13 protein-coding genes are annotated in these 16,544 nt (G+C 43.8%); 11 read left to right on the top strand and 2 right to left on the bottom strand.

Annotated elements, in window-relative coordinates; translation table 11 throughout:
* Positions 1-321 precede the first annotated feature (321 nt).
* From GKO22_RS02520 to GKO22_RS16620, 8 genes are all read left to right on the top strand, one after another.
* Positions 322-1,494, top strand: coding sequence for an amidohydrolase family protein (locus tag GKO22_RS02520; RefSeq protein ID WP_166332517.1), 1,173 nt, complete (start codon positions 322-324; stop codon positions 1,492-1,494).
* Between the two features lie 85 nt (positions 1,495-1,579).
* Entirely contained in the window at positions 1,580-1,858 is a 279-nt protein-coding gene (locus tag GKO22_RS02515; protein WP_166332516.1) for an acylphosphatase, read from the top strand.
* Complete coding sequence (locus tag GKO22_RS16795; protein ID WP_166332515.1) at positions 1,859-3,394, top strand: lipopolysaccharide biosynthesis protein; 1,536 nt, start codon at positions 1,859-1,861, stop codon at positions 3,392-3,394. It begins immediately after the preceding gene.
* A 25-nt stretch (positions 3,395-3,419) separates the two neighbouring features.
* Positions 3,420-4,733 carry a dicarboxylate/amino acid:cation symporter gene (locus GKO22_RS02505; protein ID WP_166332514.1) on the top strand — a complete coding sequence of 438 codons (1,314 nt, stop codon included), beginning with the start codon at positions 3,420-3,422 and terminating at the stop codon, positions 4,731-4,733.
* Positions 4,734-4,912: 179 nt separating this feature from the next.
* Entirely contained in the window at positions 4,913-5,680 is a 768-nt protein-coding gene (locus tag GKO22_RS02500) for a sulfite exporter TauE/SafE family protein (RefSeq protein ID WP_166332513.1), read from the top strand.
* A gap of 158 nt (positions 5,681-5,838) precedes the next feature.
* Complete coding sequence (locus GKO22_RS02495; RefSeq protein ID WP_166332512.1) at positions 5,839-7,203, top strand: ATP-grasp domain-containing protein; 1,365 nt, start codon at positions 5,839-5,841, stop codon at positions 7,201-7,203.
* Between the two features lie 12 nt (positions 7,204-7,215).
* The gene (locus GKO22_RS02490; protein ID WP_166332511.1) at positions 7,216-7,560 is read left to right on the top strand and encodes a response regulator; all 345 of its coding nucleotides are present in this window, start codon (positions 7,216-7,218) and stop codon (positions 7,558-7,560) included.
* Between the two features lie 79 nt (positions 7,561-7,639).
* Positions 7,640-10,201 (top strand): hybrid sensor histidine kinase/response regulator, encoded by a 2,562-nt coding sequence (locus tag GKO22_RS16620; RefSeq protein WP_166332510.1) that lies wholly within the window; start codon positions 7,640-7,642, stop codon positions 10,199-10,201.
* Between the two features lie 24 nt (positions 10,202-10,225).
* Here GKO22_RS16620 and dusB read toward each other — a convergent pair whose 3' ends face one another.
* Positions 10,226-11,227: a tRNA dihydrouridine synthase DusB gene (dusB, locus tag GKO22_RS02480; protein WP_166332509.1), complete on the bottom strand. Its 1,002-nt coding sequence runs from the start codon at positions 11,225-11,227 to the stop codon at positions 10,226-10,228.
* A 37-nt stretch (positions 11,228-11,264) separates the two neighbouring features.
* Positions 11,265-11,909 (bottom strand): 4'-phosphopantetheinyl transferase family protein, encoded by a 645-nt coding sequence (locus GKO22_RS02475; RefSeq protein WP_166332508.1) that lies wholly within the window; start codon positions 11,907-11,909, stop codon positions 11,265-11,267.
* Between the two features lie 102 nt (positions 11,910-12,011).
* Between GKO22_RS02475 and dcd the strand changes: the two genes are divergently transcribed.
* Genes dcd through dnaG form a run of 3 tightly spaced genes read left to right on the top strand, consistent with a single transcriptional unit; the run spans position 12,012 to position 16,543 of the window.
* A complete protein-coding gene (gene dcd, locus GKO22_RS02470; protein WP_166332507.1) occupies positions 12,012-12,548 on the top strand; it encodes a dCTP deaminase in 537 nt (178 codons plus the stop codon).
* Positions 12,549-12,584: 36 nt separating this feature from the next.
* On the top strand, positions 12,585-14,531 hold the full coding sequence (locus tag GKO22_RS02465; protein ID WP_166332506.1) for a polysaccharide biosynthesis protein: 1,947 nt from the start codon (positions 12,585-12,587) through the stop codon (positions 14,529-14,531).
* A gap of 35 nt (positions 14,532-14,566) precedes the next feature.
* Positions 14,567-16,543 (top strand): DNA primase, encoded by a 1,977-nt coding sequence (gene dnaG, locus GKO22_RS02460; RefSeq protein ID WP_166332505.1) that lies wholly within the window; start codon positions 14,567-14,569, stop codon positions 16,541-16,543.
* Position 16,544 lies beyond the last annotated feature (1 nt).

Genomic DNA, 16,544 nt, shown 5'->3' with positions numbered 1-16,544 from the left:
TTTTAATCGTTAAACGGAGTGCTGCAAGGGGTTTACAACACTTTCTATTTAACTTCCCTCCCTACGCCGGCATTATCCGGATCAGGTATGTTCCCGCTTATGTGAAACTGGGTATAATCTCAGCCTGTATTTGTGTTATTAAAAACAAGGCACCCCTAATCGATGGCGCAAAGCTAAATTTTTCTTGCAAAATATAAAAGCCTAAATTTCAGAAGTAGCAAATTTTTGAATGCAGTTAATTTTTAAATCCGCTCAGATTTCTTTACGTTTGATTACAAGGGTGAAGGGTTATTTCTTCACCTTCACTCATTTTTACGCTAAATGACAACTTACTATACTGCAGATTACATTTTGCCTGTTACTTCTCCGGCCATCAAAGGAGGAGTTGTCGCTTTGGATGAAAAGGGCCTTATCATCGGAGTGTACCCATCCTCTGATCCACAGCTTCAAGATAAAGAGTTGATCCGGTACGACGGAGTATTGATACCCGGGTTTGTGAATGGACATTGCCATCTTGAACTTTCGCATATGAGAGGCAAAGTGCCTACAAGCACGGGCTTGCCTAAGTTTTTAAGCACCGTCATGTCGGAGAGAGGAGCTTCGCAGGAAGACATTACGCAAGCGATGATCAAAGCAGATCAAGATATGTATGCCAAAGGAATACAAGTAGTCGGAGACCATGTGAATACAGCTGTTTCAGCCGCAGTTAAGGCGGAAAGCCCGATCTGCTACCATACCTTTGTAGAACTGATTGGCTTTGATCCGGCGGTAGCCGACGAACGAGTCGATCAGGCAAGAGATACCGAATATGAGTTCGAGCCGCAACGCACTTCGATTACGCCACACGCAGCCTATTCATGCTCGAAGAAATTGCTACGTTCACTTTCCGATAAGGTGGATACCAAGAATATATTCAGTATCCATAATCAGGAAAGCGACGAGGAAAACAAGTTTTTCCGTTACAAACAGGGGGCATTTCTCGATTTTTATAAAGAAAATAACATATCGCATGAACATGTGATGGCCAATGGAAAGAATGCTTTGCAGAATAGCATCCAATTCTTGCCAGAAGAGAATCGTGTGGTGTTGGTTCATAATACGTACACTGCTCCGAAGGATATGGACTATGTCACGCGGATCGGAAGAGATGTGTATTACTGCCTATGTCCCAAAGCCAATCTGTATATTGAAGGGCGCCTGCCAAAAGTGCAAAACTTCGTGCTGAGCAAGCAGAAACTCATGATCGGTACCGATAGCCTGGCATCGAATGATACGCTGGATATTTTAGAAGAGTTGAAGACCATTCACGATGAGTTTACGGATTTATCTCTCGAAACGACCATCGCTTGGGCTACGATCAATGGCGCTACAGCGCTCCGCTTAGAAGACAAATATGGTTCTTTAGAGGTTGGTAAAGCTCCGGGATTACTTTTGATTAAGGATTTAGACGGCTTGTCTCTTACCGCACAAGCGTCCGTACAACGGATTGTTTAATCTTTTATCCTAATGATTACGAGGTCTTGATCGGATCGCAAAATGAATGGCATTAAATTGAAAATGTCCGATTATATTTGCAAGCATGAAACAGTGGAATATCACCGTAACCGGTAAAGTACAAGGTGTGCATTTTCGAGCATCTACCAAAGCCGTTGCCGATCAATTAGGCGTCAAAGGTTATGTGGTGAATCAAGCCGATGGCTCTGTTTTTTTGGAAGCTGTGGGTGATGATTTCGCGTTGGAAAGCATCAAAGAATGGTGCTGGGAAGGTCCTGATTACGCTCAGGTAGATGATGTACAGATCGTGGAAGTCGAACCAAAGACATACCACAATTTTGAAGTATACAAAAAACAACGGTAGGTGACTGGTATCAAGCGGCTTTTGACGGATACAATTATCTATGGTTTTACCACCATTGTCTCGCGGCTACTCAATTTTCTCTTAACGCCAATTTTCGTTAGTCGCCTGAGGGATGTGGCAGTTTATGGTATTTTCACCCATTTGTATGCCTGCATTTCCCTATTAAATGCGGTGCTAGCTTTCGGAATGGAGACCACCTTCTTCCGTTATCTGCAAAAGGTAAAGCCAGAAGATAAGGGAAAAGTGTATGATCAAGCGTTTTTGATCACGCTACTCACTTCTTTACTAGTTGGTTTTTTAATATTTTCTAATCAGTCGCAGATCGCCGCTTGGCTTAGTCAAGGCGATGGGCATTCCGATTATGTCATCTATGTACAATTACTACTCGGAGTGCTTGTTACCGATGCATTAGCAGTCGTACCATTTGCCAAATTGCGTGCTGAAGGGCGCGCTATACGCTACGCGATTGTCAAAATTCTCAATATCATTATTACCTTGGGGAGCAATCTGACTTTCCTGTATTTGTTTCCGAAGTTAATGGTTACGAGTACGTTCTGGAACGAGTTTTTGAGCAGCTGGTTCAGACCTGATTGGGTGTTGGGGAATATATTTATGGCTAACTTAATTGCCAGCGGGAGCACCCTGCTACTGCTATTGCCTCAATTAGCTTCTTTGCGCTTACGGATTGATACATCTTTAGTTAAGAGCATGCTCAACTACAGCTTCCCAATCTTGATTGCCAATATTTCCTTCATCATTAATGAGTATTTAGATAAAATTATCTTTCCATTTCTGCTGCCGGGAAAAGAAGGGGAAGATGCGCTAGGAGTTTATGGAGCTGTTTCTAAATTAGCCGTATTTATCGCACTATTTGTGACTGCGTTTAGATTAGGAGCCGAACCATTTTTCTTTGCCTACGCCAAAAATGAAAATGCCAAGAAAACCTATGCCAATATTATGCTTTACCTTGTCCTGTTTCTGGTTATTGGGATGCTAGGTATTTGTGCTAATCTAGATTGGTTAAAGTATTTCTTGAAAACGGATGATCCCGTAGAGCAGGCATTATTTTGGTCTGGCCTTTCGATCGTCCCTGTTTTGCTATTCAATTACGTGTTATTGGGCATCTACATGAATCTCTCTATCTGGTACAAGCTCACCGATCAAACACGGTATGGATTGTATATATCTGTGATCGGAGCCATAATTACGATTGCGCTCAATATCGTTGTCATCCCACGTTATTCGTATGTAGGAGCGGCTTTATGTACGACTGTTACCTACCTATGTATGATTTCATTGTCTTATTTCTGGGGGCAGAAAAATTATCCCATTCCTTACACGGTTAGTAAGATTTCTTTATATTTACTAAGTGCTATCATATTGTCCGCCATCATGCAAGGGCCGTTAAATAGCAATTTCTGGTGGTGTAATTTGCTGCTTGTAGTGTATGTCGCTGCGGTAGCGATTAGCGAAAAGGCGATGATTATGCGCCTTTGGAAAGGAGCTGCTAAAGCCTCCAATCAGCCATCGAAGTAATCTCTGAAATTTTAAACCTAATCGCATGCCAATCGAGCCGCAATCCATACGTGTGGACGCGCCCAAGCGTAAGCCAAGACTTTACGAGTTGCTCTATGTGCAAGTGCTATTTGCCATAGCAGCAGGAGTGTTTCTGGGTCATTTTTATCCCAATATAGGTGAGTCATTAAAGCCATTGGGTGATGGCTTTATTCAGCTTATTAAGATGATTATAGCGCCGGTAATCTTCATCACGGTTACCTTGGGCATCGCCTCCATGAATGATATGAAGAAGGTCGGTCGTGTTGCGGGGAAATCCTTTATTTATTTCCTTACATTTTCTACACTTGCGCTGGTCATCGGACTCATCGTGAGCAACCTCGTTCGGCCGGGCAGCGGCTTACACATCGATCCTGAAAGTTTGGATGTGGATAGCGTTTCGGAATACGTCGCTGGTGCGAAGGAATCTTCCTTGGTCAAGTTCGTCATGAATATCATTCCCCAAACCTTGGTGAGCCCACTTACTGGTACGAATATCTTACAAGTGCTGTTTACGGCAATCATTTTTGGAATCGGTATCGCTACCACGATCGATAAGAGTAAGCCCGTATATGATTTCTTGCAGGCACTCTCGCATCCCATCTTTAAGGTGGTGAGTATGTTGATGAAATTAGCTCCTGTTGGCGCCTTCGGCGCGATGGCTTTTACCGTCGGCAAATACGGCTTGAGTACCATGTCCAATCTCTTATTTTTGGTGCTTACTTTTTATTTGACGGCTTTCTTTTTTATCGCTGTGGTTTTGGGTGCAGTGGCGCGATACAATGGTTTTAACATTTTTAAACTGTTGCGGTATTTGAAAGATGAATTGTTATTGGTGTTAGCCACCAGTTCCTCCGAATCGGCTTTGCCAAGCTTGATGCAAAAAATGGAAAAGGCCGGATGCGCCAAACCGGTGGTCGGACTTGTTGTGCCGACAGGTTACTCTTTCAATCTGGATGGCACCAATATCTACATGACCTTAGCCGCCTTGTTTATTGCGCAAGCATGCGATATCGAGCTAGGATTAGATCAGCAAATTATTTTGTTATTGGTCGCGATGCTGAGCTCCAAAGGCGCGGCTGGAGTATCCGGAGCTGGATTTATTACCTTGGCGGCTACGCTCGCCGTCGTGCCTGAAGTTCCTGTTGCAGGTATGACTTTAATATTAGGCGTGGATAAATTTATGTCCGAATGCCGCGCGCTTACTAATTTGGTGGGCAATGCCGTGGCCACAGTGGTGGTGGCGCGCTGGGAAAAGCAATTGGATTCTCAACAGCTGCAGGATGCATTGGATGGGGTAAATTACGAATTGCCTGCCTAGCCCCATATTCCTATTTTCGTAATTTTCTCATAAAGTTAAGAAACGTTAACGTTTTACTGTAAATACGTGTTTAACGCAGCGAAAATGGTTAGTTGGCTATTCTAGGACATCCTATTTTGCCTAAAAGGCATCATTTTTGATTCTTATGTCAGCATCGTGGCAGCATCAAACCCGTTTATATGTATTTAATATTCCTCATCATTGGGGTTATCATAACTTTTATCTTAAGTGTCCTCAGCGGAGGAGGAGCTAGTTTGCTAGTCATGCCGATTATTGCGGCATTCATTGGTGTGCAAGGTGTAGCGCCGATCATGACTATTGGAATTGCCTGCAGTAGCGTTTCTAAAACATTTTTCTTCTGGAAAGATATTGACTGGCATTTGTTCAAATGGCTTTTTCCTTCTACGGTTATCGGCTCGGTAATAGGTGCACGTTTGTTGGCCGAAGTGCCTACAGATCTGTTGCAAGTTATCATCGGACTGTTTCTGGTTTCCACTGTCGTACAATTCAAAGCGCCAGAGAAAACGGAAGTTGAGCAAAAAAAATCGATTAAAGCCTGGCATTTTGCACCCATGGGCTTAGTGGTGTCCTTTCTGTCGGGACTGATTGGCGGTGTAGGTCCGTTGATGAATTCGGCATACCTCAAGTACGGCATGTCCAAAGAGGCGCTGCTAGGAACCCGTTCGGCCAACGCGATATTATTACACGTTACTAAAATCATCAGCTATGCTGCCTTAGGGCTTATTAATGGTGAAATCGTGAAGTACGGTTTGATTGTTGGCGCAGCCTCCATGGTTGGTGTTTACTTTGGCCGCAAGCTGCTAGGTCGCATTTCCGAATACATGTTTCGTATGATCGTCGTATCGAGCATGGTGCTCAGTGGAATCTATATGTTGATTAAAAACAAAGCATATATTCTATCGTATCTGGCAGATGTGTCGGTGTAAATTAATATGATTTTTGCCTGATCTGTCAACAAAAGATAGGCAAGATAGGTTACCATGAAAAATAATAGTTAAAAAAGCGCTATCCGCTGTGTTCATTAAGGTACAAGCAGAGAGATCCGGATAGGGCGTAAGACCATAAAAAAGACAAAATTTAATATATGAAACTGTCCATTTCTAAAGGTGTTCATTTGGTAGAGCCGGGCGATTTTGAGCCGGCGGATCACTGGTATCCACGCGCATTGAACTCCAATCTACACCCATTGGTGTCTTATTTTTTAAATCTAAACAATCATCAGCTCGTAGAACGCTATGTGCGTTTGAATCCACATGTACAGAGCGAAGCATTAGAGAAGGTAATTAACTACACGCCAAAATATTTTAAATGGGCGGGTACCGACTTGATGCACGTAGTAAATAGCAAAGGGCAGAAAAAGCTCGTGGTTATCGAGACCAATTCGTGTCCATCTGGGCAAAAATCCATGCCACTGCCGGAGTTTGATCCAGAAAGTGGCGGCTATTACAAATTGATGAACGATACGTTCAAGCCGATGGTAGACGCACATGAAGAGACGGGTGCGCTCGCGCTGATCTACGATAAAAATCCGATGGAAAACGTGGGCTATGCTTCGGCGATTGCCGATGTTTTTGGTGAGCCAGTTTACTTGGCAGAATACAAGTCGAGCGACACGGAATCCGTCAAGTTTGAAAATGGCAAGCTACACATCGAAGACGAGCAATGTAATTGGGTGCCGATCAGAGCGGCATTTCGTTATGTCACGCAGCATCCTTGGGATCGCATTCCGGAGAAATCCAAAACTTTGTTGTTAAACCCGATTGAAGCTTGTTTGGCCGGAGGCCGAAACAAAAGTGCTGCGTACAAAGCGTATGCTGACTTCAACCAAGAATTTAAGAAAGATGGATTGGAGATCTACGTGCCCAAAACTTTCTTAGATGTGTCATTGGGTGAATTAGCTTCCTACTATGATCAATTAGAAGGAAGCATGGTGATCAAGGTGCCAGATAGCAATGCAGGACAGGGTGTGTACACCGTGACTTCGCAGGCGGAGTTTGATAAAGCGTACCAAGCGCTATCGGCCAATCCGGATGATAAATACCTGATTCAGGAATTAATTTTCAGCAATGCAAACGAAAAGTTCGAAAATGCCTTTTACCATATAGGTACCTTGCCCGACACGAAGAATCGAAGCTTTGCTTTCGACGCGCGGATGATGGTGCATGCAACAGACAAGGGAATGCGGCCATTAGCCATTTATTCTCGTAAGTCTAAGTATCCACTTAATCAGCCCTTGCCAGAAGGATTGGACTCTTGGGAAGTGTATGGTACTAATCTATCGGTGAAAAATACAGATGGCTGGTCATATGACGACGTGCGCCTGATCTTGTTCGATATTAAAAATTTCGGTATATTAGGTTTAGGACTGGATGAGTTGATCGAAGGTTTTGTGCAAAGCTGTATGGCCGTGTATACGATAGATCAGCAAGCTAAAAGAATGTTTGACTAAGCAAGAAAAGTTATGAATAATATATTAGTTATAGAAGATGATTTGATGTTTTGTAAGCTAGTGAGCAACTACTTAAACAAAAACGGACATCAAGCATCGCAAGCAACAGATGGAGCTTCTGCGAAGGAGCAACTACAACGAACGGAATTTGATGTGGCACTGGTGGATTACCGCTTGCCGGATACCAATGGTGTCGATTTGGTACGTTGGATTAAAGAAAATACGTCGGTGAGCAAAGTGATTGTAATGAGCCGCATGCTCGATGAGCAACTGCGCGAAGAAGCACAGTCTCTGGGCGTCACTACTTTCCTCAATAAACCTTTCAATCCTTCAGAGCTACTAGCGCTCCTGAAATAGAAGTAACCCCATTTCATGTTGATCGTATGGCGCTACCAGTGCTATGCGATTAACATATAGCTGCATAAATTGCTCGCTCGTGAATTCATTAAAAAGCAAGATATTCTTCATCCTTATGTTGTCGGCGCTCTGCATCGGCGGCATCGGATTTTATTCGATCAATAACCTGTTTGAACTCACGGATCGCGTTGCGCAATTGTCTAATCCGAATAAGAAATGGGAACTTTTCCGGAAAATTACAGCCGATTTACATCGTCTCAACGATGTGTTTTATAGCCAAAGTCTCCATCCAGCAGAAGATTTTGACAATCAACATGTGCTACTGATCGATTCTATCGGAGATAATATTCGCCAACTGCGATCACTGTATTCTAGTGAATTGGATTCGGCGGATATTCAGGATCTGGACTCCATCCCGGGTGTATTGGAGCAAATCAAGAATGAATTTCGCGTGCTTAAATCCATGCGCAGCGAAAAGCAATTAGAAGTACTGGATAACTTAGAAGAGGATCTATTAGCGAAGCTCGATACCTTTAGCTCGAGCGATTCGCTCAATATCGTGGATCGTATCTCGCTAGAGATACGCAGTCGCAATATTCCGGACAGTATGTTTTTCCAGAAGGAGAGTTCCGACAACAAAAAGCGAGGCTTCTTTCAGCGATTGTTTTCTAAGGCGAAGCCACCAAAGCCAGAGCCCAAAGTATTGCAGCAAACCTACAAAACGATTTCTGATACCGTGGTGCATACCGTCACGGATACTGTCGTGGTTGAGCGCGTGGATGTGCCCTCTACCGAAGATCGGGTGACCGAAGTGATCAAAGATGCATTCACGAATTACTACACCGACGAGTTGGAACTCATGGATCGCATTAAGCAGAATGAGATCAAGCTCTATCAGAAAAGCGCCCGTATTACCATGGATTTGGAGCAGATATTAAATGATTTGCGCTTTCAGGAGAATAATCAGACGATGGAGCAGGCACGCCGTACCGCCGCATTCTCTAAAAACTTCCAGCATACCATTATTGTCGTTATCGTATCTTTTGCCGTGTTGAGCTTCTTGCTGGTCTTCTTGGTAGGTCGAGATATCAATAAGAACAAAGAATATCAGGAACAGATATTGAATAATGAAGAGAAGGCCAAGCGAGAAGTCATTGCGAAGCAACAATTCTTGACGACCATGAGCCACGAGCTGCGTACGCCACTTACATCGATCATTGGCTATGCCGAATTGCTCGATGCGTCGGATACCAAAGCACGTTCCATCAAGTCATCTTCGCTGCATCTGCTTAATGTGGCCAATGAAATCTTGGATAGTGCCAAGATTGAATCAGGCATCATTGAGATATCGGATAATGTATTTGACCTGACCGAGCTACTACAACAGATTAAAGACAATACGGTCAATATGATCGCAGATGCCAAGTTAGAAGCACAATATACGCTGCCAGAGGATCCATTTTATGTGTCGTCCGATGCGTATCGTATTCAGCAAATCATCTATAACTTGATTCACAATGCGATCAAATTCAGCTATAAAGGTTTTGTGAAATTGAGCGCTGGCGTGGTGGAGACGGATGGCATTTACGAAGTGAGTATCGATGTGGCCGATTCGGGCATTGGGATTCAAGAATCCAATATCAATCGCATTTTTGAAGAATATCAGCAAATCGGTACCTACAAGAATAAGTCGAAAGGTATTGGATTGGGTTTGGGGTTGGTTAAAAAAGTAGTACAGCAATTGCAGGGAACTATTTCGGTCACGAGTAAAGTGGGCGAGGGTTCTACATTCCATCTTTTCCTGCCGTTGAAAAAGGCCGATGCGCCAGTTTCTAGCGACGAAATCGCCGGCTTATCAAAATCATTACTCAAAGGCAAAAAGATTTATTGTGTGGATGATGATCCGCTCATTACCAAGTTGTATGAAATGATCTTGAGCGAATATGGAGCGCAGGTTTCTTCCATAAACGAGCCATTGAAGGCGTACCAACATTTGAAAGCACACGCTGCGCAATACGATTTGGTCATTACCGATGTGAAAATGCCGGAAATGACGGGGCACGAGCTACTCGCTGCTTTGACGGCGGATGGTATGCGACCAAAGAAGGTAATTGCATCGACTGCAAATGTCTTGCTGAATGATGAGGAGAAGAGTGAGCTAGAAGCGTATGATGCTTACATTTCCAAACCAATCTTAAAGATCAAATTATTAAAGTCGATCACCGAAATATTAGATGTGTCATGGGATACCTCTGGTTCGCAAGAAATTAGCCCTGTGTCTAATAGTTCGGCACAGCCAATGTTTTACCTCGAAGATCTGGAAGCGTTTACGATGGGAGATGATACGATGCTAGAAGAGGTGTTGGAGGAGTTGCAGCAAGGAAATAGTACTATGTTGCAAGACGGCATGCGCTACTTGCGTGAGCGAAATGCGGTGGCGCTGGGTGAACTGGTGCACAAGCTCAGTTCGCGTTTCGCACAGATTAAAGTCAAAGAAATTCGACCGGTGAAACCACTGGAAAAAGCATTGCTTAATCAGGAAGATAAAATGACGGAGGCCGAAGAATTACTCACCTATTGGAGCGAGGTCAATCACCGTTTAGAGCAATATATTGCCGATCGATTTAAGCCAATTGGATAATAAGATAGACTTCGGGAACAGATTTTAGGAATAGATAAGTTCCGGGTCAAACTGATGCTCGATTTCTGCTAACACTTCCAAGATTTCGGCTAGCGTAGGAAGGCTCACCAGACGCATTCTATATTCTTTGAAGTTCGGAATACCTTTGAAGTAGTTGGCATAATGTCTGCGCATTTCAAAAATACCCGTTTTATCGCCTTTCCACTCGATAGATTTTGTCAGATGCGTTTTACACACATCCACACGCTCTTTGATAGTTGGGCCATCCAAGTGTTCGCCAGTTTCAAAAAAATGTTTGATCTCTCTAAAGATCCATGGGTAGCCAATCGCAGCACGACCAATCATGATGCCGTCCACTTCGTATTCTTGGCGCCACGCTGCCGCTTTCTCCACCGAATCCACATCACCGTTTCCGAAAATTGGAATTTTTACACGAGGATTTTTCTTCACATCCCGGATCATCGTCCAGTCCGCCTGTCCTTTATACATTTGCGCACGTGTGCGACCGTGAATAGAAAGCGCTTTGATGCCCACGTCTTGCAACCGTTCGGCTACTTCGTATACATTTTTGGTGTTATCATCCCAGCCTAAGCGCGTTTTGACCGTCACCGGTAAGTTCGTGCCTTCAACAACGGCTTTAGTCATCGCAACCATCTTGTCGATATCCTGCAACAAGCTTGCGCCTGCGCCACGACAAGCAACATTCTTCACAGGGCAACCATAGTTGATATCAATGAGATCTGGGCCAGCTTGAGAGCTGATCTCTGATGCCATGCGCATGTGGTCGATTTCAGAGCCGAAGATCTGAATCCCAATCGGGCGTTCGTACTCAAATATGTCTAATTTTTGACGCGACTTGGCCGCATCGCGAATCAATCCTTCTGATGAGATGAACTCGGTATACATCATATCCACCCCATTTTGCTTACACACGAAGCGAAATGGCGGATCACTCACATCTTCCATAGGTGCAAGTAATAGCGGGAACGCGCCCAAATCTATATGATCTCCAATTTTTACAGACATAGCGGCACAAAGATACGAAATATTTTATTTCAGGATGTTACGATCCTACTACATAGCCTAGCATGTAGTCGTTGAAGCGTTCGTAGTACACATCAAAAACTTGCGATGTATTATGCGCGTCCAATCGAACTTGCATCACGCCTTGAGGCGTGTATTCAAATGGTAAGATCGTCATATTGTGGTAGAAAGAAGTTCCTTTGTTTCCTTGCAGCTTATACACTGCCTCTTTGGCACACCAACAGGCATATAGCTGTTCGATACGATTCAAAGTGGCGGGAATAAAAGCCAACTCTTCCGGTCTCAGAAACTTCTCTCTGATCCGTTCAATCTTGTCTTTTACCAACTCTAGATCGATACCGCAAGCACCTTTTTTGCTCAACATCGCGCCGGCGTAGTCAAAAGAATGTGTTAGGGAGATTTGCAAAGGGTAGTCTGGAAGGTAAGGTTTGCCATTATTATCAGGTACGCATTGAATATATTCTTCCGTTTGCAATAATTGCCGTAGCAATACTCGAGTAGCCAACCAGTGCAGCGTGCGCTTTCCTTTATTGAGGGTTTTTAGCGTATGTGACTCCACATCACTCAATTGCAGAAACGATAATAACTCATCGGCTGTTTCTTCGATTTTCCAAATCGCAAATTTAGAGTCTGCGTCGAGCTCCCGTAGATAGACTAATCCCATATTCAAAAATAAGCAACAAAAGTGAAATTTGCCGAATATCATTCAATGATGTATTTTTGATGCCCGGCTATTTTCCTCATGTCGGGTTTAAAAAGAGAAAATATGATCTTATCTGATAAGCAAATACTGGCAGAGATTGAAGAAGGCTCAATAGTCATTGAACCTTTTGATCGTACCTGCCTTGGTACCAATTCTTACGATGTACACTTGGGCAAATACCTGGCCACCTATCGCGATCGCGTTTTGGATGCAAAGAAGCACAATGAGATAGATCATTTCGAAATTTCGGAAGATGGTTTTGTCTTACAACCTGATACCTTGTATTTGGGGGTCACGTTAGAATATACCGAAACGCACAAGCATGTTCCTTTTTTAGAAGGAAAATCGAGCACTGGACGATTAGGAATCGATATCCACGCCACTGCGGGTAAAGGTGATGTCGGCTTTTGCAATACCTGGACGTTAGAAATTTCCGTGGCACAGCCAGTTCGCGTTTATGCTGGTATGCCTATCGGACAATTAATTTACTTTGATGTAGAGGGCGATATCGAAACCTTGTACAACACCAAAGGAAATGCGAAGTACAACACCAAAACAGTACGACCTGTCGAAAGCATGATGTGGAAGAACTCTTTTTAGCGAATATAAATCGCTAAAGCATTCTTAATATTACACATGGCCATTCAATCCATTGCTAGAAGATTTCGGAAAGACAATCCTCGTTGGGTGATTTTACTCATCGATATGACGATTGTGCTTTTTTGCTATTACTTTTCGAGCTACGTCATCAATAGTTCCAAAGGACGGTTTGATTTTGAGCTGATGTTTCAAAAATCATTTACCGTAACACTAGTATATACGATTTCCTTCATTTTTTATCGCACGTATCGTGGCATTGTCCGACAGGCCGGTATTCAGGATGCTGCTCGGATCATGATTGCCACCTTTAGCGCGTTAGGTATATTGATGTTGATTTCTATCGTGGCTCGAAATACTTTTTCTAGAGAAGAGCTGTTCGGTCAATTTCTGCGCTTATCCTATGCAGTAAGCTTTATGCATGCTTTTTTGACGACCGTAGCGCTCGTAGCTGCACGCGTATTTTATCGTACGATTTACGAATCCCTTTTTCTGCATGGTCGCAAGCTGACACGCGTGTTGATCTTCGGAGCAGGAAATATGGGTACGATCACGCTTAACATTTTGCGAGGCGATATCAAGCAGAAATACAAAGTGGTGGCCTTCGCCGATGATAATCCGTCGCGGATTGGTAAGATGATTCACGGATATAAAATTTTGGGCATCAATCAGCTCAATGAGAGTTCGCTACAGTTTATGAATGTAGATGAAGTCATCATCGCGTTGGATGATAATAATCAAGAACGCTTAAATCACATCACGCAAGTCATCGAAGCCTGTGCAGTGAAAATTAAAATATTGCCTTCCTCCGCGAAAATGCTGCATGGTCAAATCGCGGTGAATCAATTGCGTCCATTGCAGATTGCTGACCTGCTGGGAAGAGCTGCAATCCAATTAGATAATCCGATCGTTGCAGAAGCTTTATCGGGTCGCATAGTATTGGTTACTGGAGGTGCTGGATCGATTGGAAGCGAATTGGTACGACAAATTGCCATGAATACCGAAGCTAAATTGATCGTTTTGGACCAGGCCGAATCGCCCCTGTATGATTTGCAACAAGAATTGAAACATCTTATCTCATCAGATAGCGCATTTATCGTCGGCAATGTGCGCGATAAGCAGTTCATGGAAAGTGTTTTCCAGAAATATAAACCTGAGGTGGTGTTTCATGCGGCAGCCTACAAGCACGTGCCACTGATGGAACATAATCCTTACGAATCCGTACGCACCAACGTGTACGGCACCAAGATCGTCGCTGATCTAGCTAGTGCTTATGGCGTAGATAAGTTTGTGATGATTTCTACCGACAAAGCAGTAAACCCAACCAATGTGATGGGCGCTACCAAACGAATTGCCGAAATCTATGTCTCCGCCTTGAATGGATTAAGCGCCACCAACTATATCGTGACCCGGTTTGGTAACGTGTTAGGATCCAATGGCTCGGTCATTCCGCTATTCGAAAAACAGTTGAAAAATGGCGGACCGCTGACGGTTACGCATCATGATATTACGCGTTATTTCATGACCATTCCCGAAGCTTGCCAATTGGTGCAAGAAGCGGCAATCATGGGCAAAGGTGGTGAAGTATTCGTTTTTGATATGGGCAAACCCGTGCGGATTACCGATTTGGCCAAGCGCATGATTCGTCTCAAAGGATACCGTTATCCAGAAGATATTCAAATCAAATACACTGGCTTACGCCCTGGCGAGAAGATTTATGAGGAATTACTAGCCAGTGACGAAAATACCTTGCAAACGCATCATAAGAAAATTATGATTGCTTTGGTGAATACCCAAGATGCGCAAACAAGTATATTAAAGATCAACAATCTATGTGTCTTTGTATGCGACGCAGATCCAGAAAAGGATCAAATGGATTTAGTGAGTCGGGTCAAAGCGCTGGTGCCAGAGTTTACATCGCAGAATTCTAAATTTATGGATTTGGATGTTCCAAACACGCAAAACAAGACGACGCAAAAACATTAATTTTTTCTTTTTAGTTATCCTTAGTACATTCGGGTATGATCAAGCAGGAGGTAGTTGACAAAGTCCTGGATACGGCACGTATAGACGAAGTCGTGGGCGACTTTGTGCCCCTAAAAAAACGGGGAACTTCGCTCATCGGGAATTGTCCTTTTCACGATGAAAAGACACCTTCATTCAATGTTTCAGTAGCCAAAGGCATTTACAAGTGCTTCGGATGTGGCGCTGGTGGCGATTCGCTCAAGTTCGTGATGGAGATCGAAAAATTCTCGTATCCAGAGGCGATCCGTTACTTAGCCAACAAGTATCACATTCAAGTTGAGGAAGTCGAACGATCGCCCGAGCAGATGGCCAAGCAAGATAAGCGCGAGAGCTTATTTGTGCTCAGCAAATGGGCAGGTCAGTATTTCGTAGATCAACTCTGGGATTCGGAAGAAGGCCGCTCCATCGGATTATCTTATTTCAAAGAGCGCGGTTACCGAGAAGATATCATCCGAAAGTTTGCACTAGGCTATTCGCCGGATAAATGGGAAGCATTGGTCACAGCGGCTGAAAATGCCGGATTTCAGAAAGAATACATCAAGGAAATTGGTCTCGCCATTCAGCGTGAAGATCAAAGTTTGTACGATCGCTTTCGCGGTCGGGTAATCTTTCCGATATTCAACGTGACAGGACGTGCTATCGGATTTGGTGGGCGAACGCTCAAAACCGAGAAGAGCGTTCCCAAGTATGTCAACTCACCTGAAAGTGAGATTTACCACAAATCCGATGTGCTCTACGGCCTAAATTTGGCCAAGAAAGCGATTTCGGATACCGATATTTGTTACCTCGTAGAAGGGTATGCCGACGTGATTTCCATGCATCAAGCAGGCGTGGAAAATGTGGTATCTTCCTCTGGTACCTCACTCACCAGCGGACAAATTCGCTTGATCTCTAGATATACCAAAAACGTAACCATTCTCTATGATGGTGATGCAGCAGGTATCAAAGCGTCTTTGCGCGGTACTGATATGCTGCTCGAAGAAGGATTGAATGTCAAAGTCTTGCTCTTCCCTGATGGGCACGACCCCGATTCTTATGTACAAAAGTTTGGTTCGGCACATTTCAAGGAATATATCGACAAGCATCCGGAGGATTTTGTGTTTTTCAAAACCAATATTCTCCTCAAGGATTCTGGGAATGATCCCGTCAAGAGAGCCGAAGTGATTCGTGATGTTGTGGAAAGTATTTCGTTAATTCCCGACGAAATCAAGGTATCGCTCTATATCCGCCAATGTAGCACTTTGTTGGATATGGAGGAGCGGATTCTCCTGTCGGAATTGAACAAAATGCGTATCAATAAATCGGCAGCCAAGGAGAAAAAAGCGGCTGCTAGCGCTGGCGATCAGCCTCCGGCCGAATTCTTTGCCGCAATGATGGGTTCGGATGAAGGTGCTGCAATACCGCAACCAGCAACCGCACCGCAAAGCCCCAAGCTGTCGCCCGAAATATTGCAAGAACGAGAATTGATCCGTATATTATTAAACTACGGCAACGAACTCGTTACTTGGGATCCAGAAGTGGAGAATATGCCTATTGCGCCGTATCTCATCAATAACTTTGACGATATCAGTTTCGAAGACCCCGCCAGTGCATACATCTTCGATGTTTTCAAAAACAAGATGGCCACCTTTGATATACCCGAAGCCAAACACTTTATCTCCGATCAGCAACCTGGAGTTTCTGATCTTGCCGTTACACTCATCGCTACACGGTATGAGCTGAGTCCAAATTGGAATGATGACAAGCGCAAGATTTATGTCACAACCGAATTGGATCACCTGAAAAGTTTGGTAACTGAAACCGTATACCGCTTGAAAAAACGGAAAGTAGAGCGCGAGCTGCAGAAGATTCGCGAAGAGTTAAAATCACCTCAATCGGCGGTTGATCTGGAAATATTGATGGCCAAATACAAGAAGTACAAAGATATGGAAATGATGCTAGGCGAATACCTGGGCAACACCATCGTCAAATAAG

It is taken from the genome of Sphingobacterium chungjuense, assembly GCF_011316935.1.
GTDB classification, from domain to species: domain Bacteria; phylum Bacteroidota; class Bacteroidia; order Sphingobacteriales; family Sphingobacteriaceae; genus Sphingobacterium; species Sphingobacterium chungjuense.
The sequence above is the reverse complement of the archived record's forward strand: the minus strand, read 5'-3'. Positions and strand labels throughout refer to the sequence as shown.